Below are 17,886 nucleotides of genomic sequence, written 5' to 3'. Positions count from 1 at the left end.
CAAGATTGCTTTTAGTCAATAATTATAACATGGAAAAGGCTTATCATCTTTGGGAAAAGGGTGAAAGTGGAAGTCATCATGTTTGGGGCAAAGTAGAGTTAGAAAAAAGAGGAAAGGTAGAAGTTGAAATATTTCCGCATGAGAAATACCGTATTCTAAATAAAATTGGTAATGTTTTTAAAATAAAACATCTTGACCAACAATTGAGAATATTGTTTTATGGAAAGCATTATGATATTTTGTATGCCCCCTATTCTTTGTCTAATACAAGGTTGTTGATTGTGCTGAAAATGTTAGGTATGTACAGAAAGCCTATTTTAGTAACCATCCATCAGCCTTTTATGAAGACAAATTCTACCAATAAATTTTACAGGTGGTTGAGTAAAAAGTTTTTGTTTCAATACGATGGAATCATTTTTCTAAGTGAAAAATTGAAGGAGATTGCAGTAAAAGCATTGAATATAGTAGACAAAGATCAATTGGCCAGAATTGATACAGCACAGTGGGGACCTGATACTGAATTTTATAATAAAATCACAAGTAAAGATGGAGATGCATTAAATTATTTTATTAGTGCAGGACATACATCGAGAGACTATATTACTTTAATTGAGGCTTTTAAAAAGATGGACCATCAGCTTAAAATATTTTGTACACCAAGATCCAAACCTAAAGTGGATAAGCTGCCGCCAAATGTGACCATTAATGCTTCTTTTATTCCTTATGAGCAATTGCTCAAATTTTACAAGGAGTCTATCGCTATATTGATTCCATTAAAATACCCCCTGGTTCAGGAAGGTTGTCAAGGGATGACGAGCTTACAGGATGTGGTTGCTTTAGGTAAGCCAACTGTTATTACTGAAAATCCATGTATCAATATAGATGCTGCAAAAGAAGGGTTTGGGATTACAGTAGGCAAAGGTAATGTTCAAGGCTGGGTTGATGCTGTTGAGCTTATTGCAAATGATAAGGCTACTTTCCAAAAGATGAGTAATCAAGCAAGATGCGTTTATAAAGAAAAATTCAACGCTGAATTATTTGGAGAAAAATTAGAGAAGGCTGTTCTCAAAATTCCTTTAAGATAGTTATATTGGGAAATTGTTTAAAGCCTAGAAATCTATTTGACATTTTTAATTAGTAAACAGAAATTTAAGGTATGAAATTGTTTGGTCTAACCAATGTTTCAATTGAGGACAAGTCAGATTATCGATTTGAGGAGCTGAATGAATCTAGGTTTATAAAAAATGTGATAGAGGAATTAAAAGACCTTCTTCAGGAGAGGTTTGATGATTTCGAATTTTTTATTTACTCTAATCATCGGGTGAATAAAAGAGCTCCGGATTCAGGTACTGATATTATGCCACCAAGTGGAAATTATAAGTCCAATAAAAAGAAAATTCTTCTTTATTTTTCAGATGAAAGGGGCTTGGATCCCAGTTGTTTTTCTGATAAATATTTTGCGGTTTTCAAATCCTATATCGGAATGAAAGCTGTCGCAAAGAACGTTTTTCCATTGGCCTTGGGCTATGTAAATGCAGTTCCTGAGTTACCCAATAAACCAATTAAGGATAGAAAATACAATGTCTTTTTTAGGGGTAATCTAAACATGAATCGCATTAATTTTTATCGTGTGTTTTCAAAATTGGGTTTTTTCTTGCCTCCAGAAAGAATATTGACCCACGATTATTACAGAAAGTTTTTGTTGAAGTTAAAAAGTGATTTTAGTTCTTTCTTCCCAAAATCAATAGTGATTTTTAATAATGGGTTTAAAGCGGGTTTTACCCCTGAGAAATATGGAGAAGTACTTGCTGATTCAAAAATTGTTTTGTGTCCCAAAGGCTTTTTTATGACAGAGTGTTTCAGGCATTTTGAGGCAATGCGAGCGGGCTGTGTTGTTATTTCTGAACCATTGCCTGATACACCATTTTATAAAAACTCACCCCTGATCCAAATAAAAGATTGGAATGAGGGATGTAAAGTGGTTGATGAGCTATTGAATGACGAAAATAAACTAGAGGAAATTCATAGAAAGACGCTCTCTTGGTGGAAAGAAAAGTGTTCAGAAAAAGCTACTGCCAAATACATTATAGAAAACATTAAAAAATTGGAGCAAAATTAAATTGGCAGCTGTCTATGAAGGGAAAAATTAAAGTTCTTTTGATAAACTCTTACTCCTTTGAAAAAATACATGACAACTGGAAAAAGGGGATAAATCCCAGTCATTACTTGATGGGTAAAATTGAGTTGGAAAAATCCGGAGAGTTTCAGGTAGATATCCACCCACATCAAAAACACAAATGGCTGGATACGTTCGGGAAGGTTATTAAAATCCCTTTTCTTGATCAGCAGGTTAGAGCATTGTCAAAAATAAAAGACTATGACCTTGTTTACATGCCTTACCCCATTTCAATTAGTAAGTTGTTTACGCTATTGAGAATTTTTGGAATACTTAAGATCCCGGTCGTTGGCTTAGCTCATCAAAATTTCATTTATTACAAAAATAAAAATTCAATTCTGAATAGGTTGGGAGTAAAGCACCTGCGGCAAATTGATGCTTTTGCATTTTTTTCAAAAAACCTGATGCTAAAAACCCAAGAGGATTTAAAGTACAATCAATTTGAGAAAGGGAATAAATGTTTTTCTGTGAGTTGGGGAGCTGACGTGGATTTTTACAAAAATATTAAAACAGAAAAGAAAAAGGATGAAGTCCCTTATGCCGTTTGTGCAGGAACAGCTGACAGAGATTATGACATCCTCATCAAAGCATTTGAAAATATCCCTATTAACTTAAAGATTTATTGTACACCCAAGACAATTCCTGCATCTACTCATTTACCCCCCAATGTATCTGTTGATACTTCTTGGGTGCCATATGATCAGTTATTAGAAGAATATGTTAATTCTTCCTTTATTATCATCCCCTTAAAGGAAGAAATCAGGAAAAAGGGAAATACTTACGGGTTGACTGTATTATTGGACGCCATGGCCGTTGGTAAACCGGTGTTGATGACCCAGCATTCTTTTTTAGACATTGATATAGAAAGTGAAAATATGGGACTTTGGGTTTATGATAACACTCCGGAAGGATGGAATAAAAAACTTCTCCAGATGGTAGGAGGAGAAACAGATCTTGAGGCTATGGGGAAAAAGGCAAAACAGCTTCATTTGGAAAAGTATAACATTCAAAATTTTGCAAACCAAATGGCAGATGTATTCAAGACCGTGCTCAAGCGGAAACATAAAGGATAAATAGTTAAGCTATAAATTATCAGTGATAATATCAGCTTTCTTACACCTTCATTCGGAGGTGTTTTTTTATAAAAATAGGGCATCTGAATAGTCAGAGACCCTATTTTTTTGGCAAGTTGAATATTAAAACTACGGATTAACGATTAGTCGTTGTTTATTGATGATTGTTTGTTCATTGCTAACACTCACAAGATATATACCTTGAGATAGGTTGTCAAGAGGTACATTGAATTGATTGTTAGCGGTTTTGATACTCTCCAAATCAAAATGACTTACCAATTGACCATTCATATTGTGAATGATGACCCTTCCTTGACCAATCTCAGCATTCAGCTCCAAAGTGGCTCTCCCTTTGGCAGGGTTAGGGAAGATTCTTATTTCATCCTTATCGATTGTCTCGGTTTCCAGTTCCATTTCTTTGTAACCTCTGTTGTACATTTCTTTATATCCCCTGTTAAAGGAATTTTGAGCAGTTCTTAAATTGGTTGCTATTTCCGTACTCTTAGCGGCATCTCCTATAATTGCAAATCCGGAAATGTTAGCATTATTTACTGAAGCAGTTAATTCTAGGGTTAAGACCCCGTTGGTTACCTCAATATCCTCAAAGGACAAAATGGTCGGTTCGTTACTATTTTCAAGAAAAAGGTCAAAGTCCTCTTTAAGTACATCTCCTTGAATAGAAATATCATAAACCCTTTTTCCTGCCTTGGCAGTACCGCCTTCGTATCCAAACCATACTTCATTGTGCATGGTGAAAACTGTGTATGTTCCATTGGGTACTGGGACGGTATAAACAAGGTTTTTACCGCTTCTCTCTGTTTGGAAAAGTGTTTCTACATCCGCTCCTGTATTGTTGTATCGACCAGTGTTATCACTATAAAACTGCTCTGTTTTTGCTTCAGCCAGATAGGTGATACCATTCAATGTGGCATCTGCATCACTACCGGTATTTAAGAAGAAAAGATGTTCGGAGCCTGAGGTCTGTTGTTGGGAATCTTTTCCTTCTTGAATAATTGATATTCCAGATATGGAGGCGTTATTTACAATGGCTTCCAGATCCAAATTTAAAACACCATCATTAACTTGAACATCTTCAAATGTAAGGATTGTCTGTTGGTTGTTGTTATGAACGTAGATGTCAAAATTGTCTGCCACTACTTTATTTTCTAGAAGGATATTATATACCCTTCTGCCTTGTTTTGCAGAAGAACCACCTTTTCCAAAATACAACTCATTGTGATAAGTCTTTACAGTATAAGTTCCATTTTCTACAGGTATATCAAAACTCAACTGCTTGGCATATCTTTCTGATTGAAAAATTTTATCATTGCTAGCATTGCTGTTTGAATAAGTGTTAGAAGCAGAAGTATTGAAATAATCACTTCCAGGTTCATAGCTGGTTTCTTTAAACACTACAGCCTCAGTATAGCTGGTATTGATGTGCATTTCAATACCATCTGATTCATCTGTATAAATAGGAGACTCTGCTGACAGCGGAATAATACCTATTCCGGAGATGATACTATTGTTAGTAGCTGCAATAAGGTCTAGATTAAGCAACCCATCAGTTACTTCTATAGTATTAAAAGTAAGGATAGTTTCTTGATTGTTATTCTCAAGGTATAGGTCTAAATTATCTTTAACTAAATCACCTTCAATAGAGATATCGAATACTCTTTGGCCCGCTTTCTCATACCTTCCACTTTTCCCAAAATAAACTTCATTGTGGTAGGTTTGGATTGTGTAAATGCCATTTTCTAGAGGGATTTCAAACGAAAGTTTATCTTCAAATCTTCCGGATTGAAACAATTCTTCATTGCTGGCTTCTTGGTTATTTGAAATATTAGACCCATTAGAAACAATAAACCCACGGTCCATTCCTTGGAATTCCTGACCATTATAATTAATAGTTCCAGTATATCCTACATGGTAAAAAATACCTTCGAATGTTTGATCTGATCCATTTTCAACAGGTTTACTTTCAATCTCTTCCACTATTTTCTCATTAACAGTGAATTCAATCTCAGAGGAATAATTCACATTACCATTTTTGTCAGTAACTGCAGCCCACACGTAATTTTCACCAGAAGGGATTTCATCCACAACGGCTAGAAAAGGTTTTTCCGAACAGGTACCAACTAATTTTAAGCCACAATAAAACTCAACTTTCTCAATATTATTGTCCAAGTTGGTGATTTCACTGACCAAAGTAAGCTGGTCTCCTTCTTCGATTTTACTAATATCCTCCTTGATGGACAATGCAATGCCAGGTTGTTGAACAATTTCATTTGACTCCAATAATATTGCGACAGCAGAAATTAAGGCATTATTTGAAGAGGCCTTTAGGTCCAGGTTGAGAAAGCCATCCTTTACTTCTATTTCTTTAAAAGTAAGAATGACTTCTTGGTTTTTATTTTCTATGTATAAGTCGAGGTCTTCTTTTACAACTTTGCCTTCTAAGGCAATATCAAACACGCGTTGTCCTGCTTCTTGAGATTTTCCATTTTGACCAAAGTACAATTCATTATGGTAGGTTTTGATGGTGTAAGTGCCATTTTCTACAGGGATTTTAAATAGAAGCTCATTGTTAAATCTTGCCTCCTGAAATAATTGTTCATCACTTCCATTTTCGTTTGAGGAGACATTTGTTCCTGTAGAAAGTAAATATTCGTTGTTAAGTTTCTCAAAGACATTTCCATGGTAATTTATCGGGCCATTGTTTCCAAAATGAAAATATTTACCTTCAGTTGTCTCGGGGATTTTCTCGATCACTTCATCTTTTTCAGTTTGTATATCATTTGAAACGCGTAACAGGACCAATGAACCATATGCTGGAATAGTTACTTTGCCTGAAAATCTCTCTAATTTGGCATTTACGTATTCTCCAGGTAGTACAATTGTTTTACTGTTTTTAGTTGGATTATACTCAAATAAAATTTCATCATCAGGATTGATAAAAGATGCTTCAACTTCCACAAGCTCTAAATCATCCATCCAGTAGGTAAAATTTTCTTCATTTACCGCAATCATAAGTGAAACTTCATCAGCATCCACATAAGGAGAAATAAGCACTTCATTATTACTTACCTGAGTATTTAAAGAGAAAGTGCTCATGGCTGAAAGCTGCTCCCAGGGGCTTCCTGTATATCTTAAATACGCTTGAATGTTCCCCTCCTTATTTGCAATTGCTTTAAACCTGAGTAAGTAAGTTTTGCTTTTTTGCAAGCGTCCTAGATTTATTTTTAGTGAACTTTTTACAGTAGAACTAATTTTTATGGACCCTCCATCCAATTTATTGTTGCTGTCCCAGGACTGACTACAGTTATTGCAAGAAACACCTTTGGTGTTATCGTTAAAGGCAGCATTCTCGTATAAAAGATCACCAATTTTTTTGGTTATCGAGTAAGTGGCAATATCTATGGTATTGCTCTTAGAGTTAATATCTTTTCCAAACTTGTTCTTCCATTGCTCCAAGTCATCCATAGCACTATAGGTTTCTCCATTTTTATAGTACTGATTTTCAATGCTAAACTCATCACCAAAGGGCCTGAAAAAATAGTTTTTATCAAAGTCTGCCATTTCAATGATGTCATTTTTGTAAGTCTTTACAGCATATGAACGCTGATCAGTATTTCTGGAAAAAAACTGATTGTCTTCGATTGTGATGTTCCTAGTATTTTCTCCAATATCACTGTTTCCAAGGGTGATTGACGCACTTGCGTTAAAAAATGTATTGCCGTAAACCTTTACGGTGTTTGCATTGGACATTTTCAAACCACTGTTTCGTATATTACCTACTGTGTTTCCGGTTATTTCAATATTGTTAGAGTGATCATCTAAGAAGATTCCTTCTGCGAGAGGTTTGTAATTGATCCCTTTGTCAGGAATTCCTCCTTCGCTTCCCATACTGTTAATCACAATATTCCCTTGAATTTTTCTTCCTTTATAACCTTGATATTGTACCCCACCAAAGGTGTAAATTCCTCCACCATCACCTTTTATCTGGCAGAATTTGTCGACAAAATTATTTTTAACAATGGAGTAGTTCCCATTAAATTGAATGCCGTTAAAGCCGGAATTAATAACGTTGTTGTTTTGAATCAAAACATTTTCCCCAGATGCAAATATACCTATGCCAGCGGCATCTTCATTTTGTGTTCTGCCGGGGATCAACGCCGTTTTATTAATCTCATTGTCTCTGATGATTGCGTTGTCATTACCATACCTAAGGTACATGCCGTTATTGTAAGTGCTGTTGATGTTGTTTCTTTCTACCAACAAATCCAATACTTCTAAGGCAAGGATTCCATTTTCTCCGGAATAGTTAATTTCAGAATCACTGATTTTTATGTTGTTTCCTCCTTCTAAAGTGACGGCGCTTTTGTTGGCGCCTTTAAAGTTGATGTTTTCAATAGAAATATTAGCATCTCTATAGTCTTTAATTATTAAATTGTCAAGAGTACTTACTTCTACCTTCAAAGATGATGGGTTGCTGTTGCCGAAGTAAACATTAATTTTTTTTGTTGAAGGATTGAAATACCATTCTCCGAAAGTATCAAGGGTTTGGATGTGGTTTTGAATAAAAAAACCGTAATCTTCTTGAGCCGTATAAGCACTGATTTTTCCATTAAAACGAATCTGACTTCCACTATGAGAAGATATTTGGTGGGTATCAATTATCCATTGGTTCTTTTTGATGACTATCTCTCCATCGTTCCAGTTAGGGGATCCGCCCAACTCATTGCTGGAAAGCAAAGAGTTACCACCTACATCGTCAATATTCAAATAACCTTCATTAGCTTGATCAATATTGGGATACCTTCCCAACTCGTGGGCTTCTCCATTGATTAAAAGAACTTGTACAGTATTGGTATTTATAGTTGTATTGCTTTCATAAATCCCATTACCTATAGATCTCCAATTACTTACAGTTATTAGGGAGGTGATGACAGGTTTAGCTCCAGAACCATACGCACCTATTTTAATGGGAGCACTTGAAGACCCTGAGGAACTTATATGTAAGGTGCCATAGAAAGTTTCGCCTCTATTGAACAAAATTGCATCTCCGGGTTTAAGGTAATTGAAAAGAGAATTCACCTTAGCAATTGATTTCCATGGGGTATCGGGATTCTGAGCCTCAGATAAAGAGCGATTATCATTTCCTTTTTCTTGGGAAACATAATAATTGGCTGCAAAAATATTTGAAAGTGGGATTGCCAAAATTATTAGAAAGGAAATGGAGAAAAGTAACGCTTTCATGGTATTGTAGTTTTAAGTTAATATTCTTGTCGTTTTCACAATCACCTTTTTTCAGGTTCTTGTTATTTTTGTCCTACTTTTTTTGATTTATGAAGTCTCAAAATGGTATTTTGATTAAAAGAATCTTGTTTTTTGATTTTCATATATATCAAAATGAAATTCTAAAAATGAATATCATTTCAATAATAAGAAGTATAATATTCTATTTTGCAAACCTTAGGTCATGGTGGGATCCTTGTGCAATAGGGAGTAGAATTGAATAATTTCAATAGGTCAAAAGTATATTGCGTTTGGCAAGCTGAATTTTGTTGATGATCTAAAATTTTGGGAGTAAAAATTTTTTTTAATTTTTTTTACTTCTTCAATTAATTTTTAATGTGTTCAAATAATTTGATGATTTATTTGAAATTATTTTAATTCAGTTGATATGAATTATAAGAAGTTAGGTAAGGAGTAGATGGTAGGATAAAATTTTAAAAAAGAGATTCAAGCAATTGTAGGTGTGTAACTTATTAGTTTTGAGTAAGTAAAGTGTGGGGTTGGTTATGCCTTTCACGGATTAAATAGCCTGAGCACTGCATTTTAGCGCCTATGATTTGCCTAAGTTATAATAAGGTAAATCAAGTGGCTTGGTGATTGAGTGCTTGGGGTCAAACAGCTCTATTAATGTTGTTTTGTATCGATTGCGCTTATAAATATTTAACCGATAAGGATCATATCCATTTTTAACTACCGTGGTGGATAGGTATCGAAATGGATTCTAAATCTATAGTGAAATAGGCTGATTGGTGCTTGGCGAGCATTATTATGGTAGGTCTTCTTCCTTTCATGAGGGGGGAGAAGCGAAGAGGAAATCATTGAGGCTTATTGGTATTGTTGACAGTTGTTAAGATTAAAATAAATTATGCTGATAAAAAAAAAGGCCTTGTACGTTACAAGGCCTTTTCAATTATAATGAAAGGAATGTTTAGGGGGTTACTGCTAGCCTCATGCGTTCTAATACACCAGTATCAGATGTAAGGGTAACAATATACACGCCTTGTCTAAGGTTTTGAACTGGGATTTCATAATTACCATCTGAATTTTGTATGTCTTCAGCTTTAACAAATGAGATAAGCTGTCCATTGAAATTATGAATGCTGATATAGAAATCACCTAAATCTTCTCCGGTTTGAAGAATAGCATAGGAAATAGCCGGGTTAGGGTAGATTTTATTTTTTAAGGCAGAATTAAAATTATCTTCTCGTGTTTCATTCATTGAAGACATTTCTTCAGTTTCAGTATCCAATTGCCTTAAGTTAGTATTACCTAAATTGATTTTTTCACTTGGGAAAACTGCAATTCCTGAAACTAGGGCGTTGTTTTCAATTCCCTCAAAGTCAAGGTTCAGTATCCCATCTGACACTGTGATATTATCGAAACGTAAAGTGACAGGCCTGTTTGAGTTTTCAATATATAGATCAACTTTGCTCTTAACCGTTGTATTTTCAATATTGATATCAAACACTCGGTTGTTTTCGCCTGTTTTAGAAGTGATTTCGCCGAAGTAGTTTTCATTATGGTAGGTAATTACTGTGTACTCTCCGTTTGATACAGGGAATTGATAATTCAAAGACTTACCATACCGATTAGATTGGAACAATTTGTCAGAACTTGAAGTCGGTACATTGTAAGGGTAAGAGTTAGAAGGTATTTGAATTTTACTATCCTCAGATACAAAGTTAATGCCTTGATAATCAGTATCTGTATCACTACCGACGTTGATGAAAAATGAGTCGGTTTCTAAATCGTCATAAAAACCACTCATTGGAATAATGGCTATTCCTGCAATTAGCGCATTATTTACAGATGCTTTAAGCTCTATTTTTAGTTCTCCATCTTTTACGAGAATGTCATTGAAAATCAAATTGGTCTCTTGATTGCCGCTTCTGGCATACAGGTCAAGATCATTTTTAACCAATTCGTTCTGAAGGAAGATGTCAAATACCCGCATTCCGGTTTTTCCATCTGGATTTTTTACTCCAAAATAATTCTCTATGTGGTAAGTTTTTACTCTGTAAACTCCATTTTCTACCGGGATCTTATAAATAAGGTTTTCTGCAAATCTAATTGTTTGAAATATAGGAGAACTTGAGGCAGTTTTGTTTTCGGAAGTTCCTGAACTGGAATAGTATTTAGTAGTATAATCAGATACAAAAACATTCCCTTCGTGAATTCCATCCTCACTTCCGCCGGCATTGATGTACTTTGCTCCCTTTAAATCAGGAATTGGTACTTCTATTGCCAAACCTTTTTCTTCAATAGAGAAGGCAGAGATTATAGCATTGTTGCTAGAAGCCGATAGTGTTAAATCTAGGTATCCATCTTTTACCTCAATATTTTCATGTGTGAGGACCACGGATTCATTTCCGCTTAAATTATACAGATCAAGTTCTGAGTACTTTGTTTCATTTTCAACTTTTATATCAAAAACGCGTTTTCCTTTACTTCCACTTACTCCATTAAGTCCAAAGTGGATCTCTTTATGATAGGTTTTGACCGTGTATATACCATTGGGAACCGGTATTTTGTAATATAGATCTTCATTAAATTCCACTGACCCAAATAAGGTTCCGTCTTGGTCTCTACTATTGGAACTACCTGATTTAATCTCGGTTGTATTTACAGGAACGAATTGTTTGCCGTCATAATTGTCGCCCTCATTGGCTCCTAAATTAACATATAAAGCATAACCGTCTCCAGTAACGGGTGGAGTATACTTATTTTCTTCTGAGGTGATTTCGATAGTTATGGCAGAGGAACTTGCTACAGTTTTGTCACTATCGTCAATTAAAATCGCCTTTACTGAATGGTTTCCGGTTGATGGATTTTTCCAAGTCAGGCTGAAAGGATGACTAGTACTACTTCCAATTAATTGATCCCCACTATAAAATTCAACTTTTTTGAGATTTTCAATAGATGGAGTTACTTCGGTAGTGATCTTGATTTCATCCCCCGATTGAAAACTGCTATTAGAGCCAGGTGATGCTATGCTGATATTGTGTTCAATCTTGGGAGGTACTGGTTCTGTGGTTTTATCTGATGTTTTGATTAATAATATAGATGAATAGGGTTGGATTTGTATTTCCCCTGAGTAGGTCTTATTCTGAAAATCTTTAAAAGTCCCATTTAATCCAATGGATTTAGTTGAGTTGGATGCGTTGTATTCAAACAAAAACACATCATCCGGGTTAGTGATTTCCACATCAGCTTCTTTTATCTCCAAATCATCAATCCAATATTCCCAGCCTCCAACATCAGAAATAAACATTACCACAGGACTAGAAACATTGGCATACGGTTTAATCAAGACAGAGTATTCTTTAACCTCTGTGTCTAACTCTACAGCAGTACTAGGTGAGATAATTTCCCAAGGAGATCCTGCATATCTTAGAACCACTCTTAGGTTACCTTTTTTGTTACTTTTTGCTTTAAATTTAACCACATAATTTTTGTCCTCAGAGACACTTCCAATTCTAACCAAAGCCGATGAGTAGCCAGGGCTTTTCACTTTGATGGAGCCTCCGGTTATTCCTTTGGAATCCCAAGATTGAGTACATTCATTACAGTTAAAATCACTGATATTATTATTAAAGAAAATATTGTCATATAACCAGCTGCCTAAAAATTTAATGAAATCGAATTGTTTGATTTCGTTGAAGGCTAGAATTGAAGAAGAGATGTCTTTTTTGAAAGATTCTTTCCACTCTTCTATGTTTTGAATCTTCGTTTGCTTTTCATCGTTTTTGTAATAGGTAAGATAAATACTATGATTATCACCTAGAGGCCGAGCAAAATAATTGTTGTTAAATGTCCCAAAACTGTTGATGTCATCTTTGTAAGAATTGATACGGTAGGAGTACTGGTCCGGATGTTTTGAGAAAAGGATATTATTGGAAATATTGACATTTCTGGTATCCGCTCCTCTTGTACTGTTCCCTAACAATGCCTGGATGGTGGAGTTGTAAAAAGTATTTTCTTTAATGTCTATATTGAATGTATTGGAAGCTTTGATTCCAGAATAGTTCGTATTGGCTATAGTGTTTTTAGTTACTGTTACTCCATTTACATTGTCATCTAGAAAAATACCACTTCCTTGCGGTGAATATGTAGGGGAATCATGGTTTGGGGTTCCATCGTTAGTTGCTTTACCATCAACGATTATATTGCTTTCTATTACTCTATTAGAGAAGGTAGTGACAGTGCTTCCACCAAAAGTATAAATTCCACCACAATCATTTTTTAACTGGCAAAATTCCTGAATCAAATTATTTTTAATTGTGATATTGTTCCCAACAAAATGGATTCCGTTAAATCCTGTTTGTTTTATAATATTGTTTTCCACCAAAACATTATTTCCTGAAACTAAAATCCCATTACCATTATTGTCTTGATTTTGCCCTCCGCCTTGGAAAGGGAAACTGTTTTCAATATAATTGTTTTGAATGATGGCATTTTCATTCCCATACCTTAGGTTCAAACCTGTATTTAATGAATAATTAACCTTTGTATTTGTTATTTTTAAATCTTTGATATTTAAAGAGGTTATTCCATTTTCTCCTGAGAATTCAACTTCTGAATTATTGATAACCACATCACTTCCTTCCCCCACGTAAATGGCATCATTGTTGGCCCCTTTAAAATGGAGGCTTTGGATCAGAATATGGTCTACATTATATGATTTCACAAGTAGATTTTCTAGGGTGCTGACATATACCTCATAATTATTTGGATTGTAATTCCCGAAATATACATTTAGTTTACGACTGCTATTGTAAAACCATTCTCCAAATTGATCCAATGTGGATAAGTGATTTTGAATGAAAAACCCATAACCATTGGTTGGTTCGTATGCTCCAGATCCAGAGTAATTTATCGTGTTTCCTGAGTTTGATTTGATTGTGTGCCTGTCTAAAATCCACTGATTTTTTCTGATTACTATTTCACCATTTGTGAAATTGGGAGCGCCTGATAATTCATTGCTGTTTAAAGTGGAATTGCCTGAGGAGGAAGAGACCGATAAATAACCTCCATTGGCATCATCTCTATTGGGGTACCTGCCTCTTTCTTGAATAATACCATCTATGGTGATTATATTGGTTTCAAAACTGGAGAAGGAGTTTGTGCTTTCATACCTTCCATTGCCAATAGATTTCCATCCTGATACTTTTTCGAAGGATGTAATTATTGGTTTTTCTCCTGATCCATAAGCATCTAATTTAATCGGGTTTCCTGATGAACCTCCTTTACTTATTTTTATTGTGCCGTAAAAAACATCGCCTCTTTTGAAATAAATGGCATCACCTGGCTTTAGACTGCTAAAAATGGCATTTAATTTGTTAATAGTTTTCCAAGGCGTGTCGGGATTTTGCGCTTCAGTTGTACTTCTAGAATCATTACCAATTTCAGTTGAAAAATAATAATCTGTGGCACTGGCCTTAATGCTTAGCAAGAGTAAGCTGAAACAAAAGGCAAATCTTAGTAAAGGTTTGTTCATTGGAACTTGTATTTAGTCGGTGGTTGGTTAATATTTTAATCAACTAAGGTTTGATATATCTTTTCTAGTGCCCATTATCATTTGATTAGGGCAAATTATTGTACCAGTGAAGTTTTAAAACAGGCCACTTCATCTCAAATCGACTCCCTACTAGCTAAATTTTTTAACTCGCACTTAATATATGCCTTCGCTTGGGTAATTAATGAACTGCGATGGCATAGATGTGCTATGAAATTTCGTACCAAAATTTCAAATCGAATTTGTTTCTAGTTATTCAGTAATATTAATAGGTGGAATAGTTGGCGGAAAATTACTGAATTTTATTTTCGTATATAGATTTAAGCATGTAATACTAACAAAAATGCATTTAATATGCAATGAGTTGGGTTATAATTTTTTATATGTTTTTTTAGTATATATGCTTTGGCTTACTAAATACTAAGCATTTTGTGGGTAGAACCCACAATCTGGTTATTTCTGCAACAAGTTTATAAATTTATTCTCGAAAGAATAAATTATTTGTTAAAAATTACTGTTAAGTTTTGTAATTTATTGAGATAGGTCGATGATTTATTTTAAATTCCGTAAAATAAACGAATTTATTTATTCAATAATGCAGTTTTGAAAAAATTATTGATATAAGAAGGCGAGAGTAAAATTTAGTTGTTGTTTAGGTATGTGTTTTCTTTTCAAAAATTCTCTTTCCTAAAAAAAGACCCCATATTGTAGTGCACAATATGGGGTGGGGCAATTCGAATAGATTTTTTAAATCTATATAAAACCATTGGATGGTTTTAGACCTGTACCACAATGTTTTTTTTCAAGAGCTAATTTTTAAAGGTGTTTTGGTCTTTGTAGCCGGAAGCTTTTGTTTGCTTAATCTTTTAGGCTTACAGTTTCCTGATCTTTTGCATCATCGGAGGTGTTTTCGATCTTTAATTTTTGACCATTCTCGTTTCTTACGTACAAGGTACGTGTTGGGAAAGCAATAGAAATACCCATGTCTTGGAATTTGTCAAATATTTCGAAATTGATTTGTTGTTGGATGTCCATATAGGTGTTATAAGCAGCGTCTTCTATATAGTAAACAACTTCAAAATTAAGGCTTGAATCTCCAAATTCTTTAAAATGCGCCCTGTCAAAAGTAATGGGTTGTTGATGGTTTACGATCTCCTTTAAAATTCCGGGTATTCTTTTTAATTCCTCATTGTTTGTTTCGTAACTTACCCCAACTCCAAAGAGAATCCTCCTCCGTTGCATTTTTTTGTAATTGTGAATCCTTGAACTTGTCAAGTCACTATTTGCGATGACAAGTTGTTCACCGGAGAGTGTCTTTACACGTGTTGTTTTAATGCCTATTTTTTCTACAACCCCGTTCTTATCGTCTATAACAATAAAATCTCCTATTTCTATAGGTCTATCAAAAAATATCACAAAATAATTGAACAAGTCACCCAGGATATTTTGAGCAGCTAGGGCTACTGCTATACCACCTATGCCCATACCGGTAACAATGGCTGTCACATCGTACCCTAAATTATCAAAGAGGAATAATATACCTAATCCCCATATCAATACATTAATAATGAGTATGATACCTCCAATTTGTTTGACTTTTTCTTCTCCGTTTTCTTGTTCTCTTACCCAGGTTTTTAATAATAAGATCAAGACACTGGAAACTAGTCTAACAATATAATAAGCAAGAATTACCTTATGAGCATTGGCAAGGATTGTTCTAAACCCATCAGAAATAGTCAGTGTTCTTATGCCAAAAAATACTATCGAAATATATAAAGCCGGAATTACAAACTTCTCAATAGCCTCAACCAAGTAATCATCAAAATTTGTTGATGTTTTTTCGGTTAGGGATTTAATTTTTTGAAGTAAAGTTTTCTTAAAAATCCGGACGATTAAAATGCCAATGACAATGATCCCCATTGCTATTAAATAATCTTTCGTCGTGTTGTTCCAGAATTCGAATTCGAGGTATTCTTCTAACATATTAGGATTAGTTTTAAAGTTTAAATCAAAAGAATTTTGGGTTCTTGCAATGATTTTATTAGCTGCCGGATTTGGGTTGATATTGTTTGTTTTAGGAAAAAGCCTAAAGTTAAATTGGCTTCAATTTGAAATTCCTTTTGTTAAAGCCTTATCCTGTCAAATAGTTGCTTTCCAAATTAGAAGTTACAGTTAGCACCTGACCTTAATTTTTTTTACAAAATCGATTTTCTGGATAAACCCTAACAAGTAATTAAAACTATACTCAGAAAACCATTAAAACAAAAGGAGGCACAATAAATGTGCCTCCTTTATTGATTTAAGAAGAAATCTTAATTAAGCAGGGCTTACCGCCTCAGTTTTTTTAGAATTTTTTTGCCAGAAGAAGAAGATGGTAAACAATACTATCAATAATATTGGGAAAAATGCCATATTTTGAAGTGTTGCTTGTCCAGCTGCCAACTCCAATGCATCTCCTGATAAGCCTTCAGCACTTTTTTCTGCCCTTGAAGAATCAATCCAGCCACCAATAATAGGTTGGAAAATTGCGGTTGAAAACATACCTATTCCTCCGATAATTGACATACCTAAAGCCCCACTTAAAGGGACTCTTTGTGCTACTGCACCAACCATTACAGGCCAGAAATAAGCAACACCCAGGGCGAAAATTATAGCTACAACATATGCTACAGGGCCTGTAACTACACTGAAGAGTAAAATGCCTATTGTCGCTAAGCAAGCACCGCTTAATAGCACACCAGTTTGGCCTAGTTTTTCAACGACAGGTCCTGCAAAGAATCTTGCTACCGCCATTACACCTGTGGTCAATGCCAATATAATCATTGCATCAGCACCACTGCTTGCTAAGACGATATTTACCCACTGCTGTGGACCGAACTCGGATATAGCAGTAAATGCCATACAAACAAAAAGAAATATAAAGACCGGGCTAAACAATGCTTTAAAATTGTTAAGCAATGAAGTGGCTCCTTCCACTTTTGCTTTTGGAAATGTTTTTCCAAAAAACAATACGGCATAAATTACTGTAGGAATCATTGTTACCCACATCTGAGCTTCCCAGCCCAGATTCAATCCAGTCATAAAACTTGAAATCAGTGCTCCAACCATAATTCCCCCCGGGAACCACATGTGAAACCTGTTCAACATTTTATTCATTTTCACTCCGGAGTACATGTCTGCAATCATTGGATTACATGCAGCTTCGGTACAACCGTTACCAAAACCAATAAATAAAGTTGAAATGAGTAGTGTTGTATACCCTCCGGCATAGATTGTTAATAAAATACCAAGCGTATGGGCTACAAATGCTACCCTCATGATATTTTTTGGGCCAAATGAGTGGTAAACGATGCCTCCAATTATCATTGAAATTGGAAAACCTAAGAACCACATTGAGTTAATAAAACCTAATTGAGCTGCAGAAAGACCGAAATCTTCTCCTAACTGGGGCAGAATGCCGGCTCGTATACTAAAGGTGAAAGCGGTGGTAATTAGTGCGAAACAGCTCCCGTTAAAGAGTGCACTTTTGTTAATGTTTTCGTTCATTGAATTTGGGTTTAGAAGTTTATATACTTTTTTATTCAGATGGTTGATCAATTTAATTGGACAATATATAAAAAAATTAAATTTACCTTTTGCCCTTTTATGTAAATTATCCTTAAAAATTTGGCAAATCCTCCTTCAATTGCCTGAATGTATGTGCTTTATAGGGATTTATGAATTTTTACTCCTGACCACTGTTGGTCTGCCTGCTTTAAATAATAGCCAAATAGGTATTGTTTCTACAGGTTTGATTTAATCCATTACGCTAATTATTAAATGTG

At 34.8% G+C, this 17,886-nt stretch carries 7 protein-coding genes; 3 read left to right on the top strand and 4 right to left on the bottom strand.

What is annotated here, in order from left to right; translation table 11 throughout:
• Positions 1-29 precede the first annotated feature (29 nt).
• The 3 genes from Q4534_RS18905 to Q4534_RS18895 all read left to right on the top strand — a co-directional run bounded on the left by Q4534_RS18905 (position 30) and on the right by Q4534_RS18895 (position 3,249).
• Positions 30-1,085, top strand: coding sequence for a glycosyltransferase (locus Q4534_RS18905; RefSeq protein WP_303614717.1), 1,056 nt, complete (start codon positions 30-32; stop codon positions 1,083-1,085).
• 71 nt (positions 1,086-1,156) lie between these two features.
• Complete coding sequence (locus Q4534_RS18900; RefSeq protein ID WP_303614716.1) at positions 1,157-2,119, top strand: hypothetical protein; 963 nt, start codon at positions 1,157-1,159, stop codon at positions 2,117-2,119.
• A 14-nt stretch (positions 2,120-2,133) separates the two neighbouring features.
• Positions 2,134-3,249 (top strand): glycosyltransferase, encoded by a 1,116-nt coding sequence (locus Q4534_RS18895; RefSeq protein WP_303614715.1) that lies wholly within the window; start codon positions 2,134-2,136, stop codon positions 3,247-3,249.
• A gap of 129 nt (positions 3,250-3,378) precedes the next feature.
• Here Q4534_RS18895 and Q4534_RS18890 read toward each other — a convergent pair whose 3' ends face one another.
• The 4 genes from Q4534_RS18890 to Q4534_RS18875 form a co-directional block, all read right to left on the bottom strand.
• The gene (locus tag Q4534_RS18890) at positions 3,379-8,508 is read right to left on the bottom strand and encodes a malectin domain-containing carbohydrate-binding protein (protein WP_303614714.1); all 5,130 of its coding nucleotides are present in this window, start codon (positions 8,506-8,508) and stop codon (positions 3,379-3,381) included.
• A 967-nt stretch (positions 8,509-9,475) separates the two neighbouring features.
• The gene (locus Q4534_RS18885; RefSeq protein ID WP_303614713.1) at positions 9,476-14,044 is read right to left on the bottom strand and encodes a malectin domain-containing carbohydrate-binding protein; all 4,569 of its coding nucleotides are present in this window, start codon (positions 14,042-14,044) and stop codon (positions 9,476-9,478) included.
• Positions 14,045-14,920: 876 nt separating this feature from the next.
• Positions 14,921-16,045, bottom strand: a complete 1,125-nt coding sequence (locus Q4534_RS18880) for a mechanosensitive ion channel family protein (protein WP_303614712.1) — start codon at positions 16,043-16,045, stop codon at positions 14,921-14,923.
• Between the two features lie 333 nt (positions 16,046-16,378).
• Positions 16,379-17,608: a sugar MFS transporter gene (locus Q4534_RS18875; RefSeq protein ID WP_303614711.1), complete on the bottom strand. Its 1,230-nt coding sequence runs from the start codon at positions 17,606-17,608 to the stop codon at positions 16,379-16,381.
• Between the last annotated feature and the right edge of the window lie 278 nt (positions 17,609-17,886).

It is taken from the genome of Cyclobacterium sp. 1_MG-2023, assembly GCF_030546805.1.
Taxonomy (GTDB): domain Bacteria; phylum Bacteroidota; class Bacteroidia; order Cytophagales; family Cyclobacteriaceae; genus Cyclobacterium.
Note: the sequence above shows the minus strand (reverse complement) of the source record. Positions and strands in the feature narration are given on the sequence as shown.

What these genes read in the sequence shown, in the direction of transcription:
- Q4534_RS18905 (WP_303614717.1), top strand. Translation starts at nt 30, where the DNA reads ATGGAAAAGGCTTATCATCTTTGGGAAAAGGGTGAAAGTGGAAGTCAT.
- Q4534_RS18900 (WP_303614716.1), top strand. Translation starts at nt 1,157, where the DNA reads ATGAAATTGTTTGGTCTAACCAATGTTTCAATTGAGGACAAGTCAGAT.
- Q4534_RS18895 (WP_303614715.1), top strand. Translation starts at nt 2,134, where the DNA reads ATGAAGGGAAAAATTAAAGTTCTTTTGATAAACTCTTACTCCTTTGAA.
- Q4534_RS18890 (WP_303614714.1), bottom strand. Translation starts at nt 8,508, where the DNA reads ATGAAAGCGTTACTTTTCTCCATTTCCTTTCTAATAATTTTGGCAATC.
- Q4534_RS18885 (WP_303614713.1), bottom strand. Translation starts at nt 14,044, where the DNA reads ATGAACAAACCTTTACTAAGATTTGCCTTTTGTTTCAGCTTACTCTTG.
- Q4534_RS18880 (WP_303614712.1), bottom strand. Translation starts at nt 16,045, where the DNA reads ATGTTAGAAGAATACCTCGAATTCGAATTCTGGAACAACACGACGAAA.
- Q4534_RS18875 (WP_303614711.1), bottom strand. Translation starts at nt 17,608, where the DNA reads ATGAACGAAAACATTAACAAAAGTGCACTCTTTAACGGGAGCTGTTTC.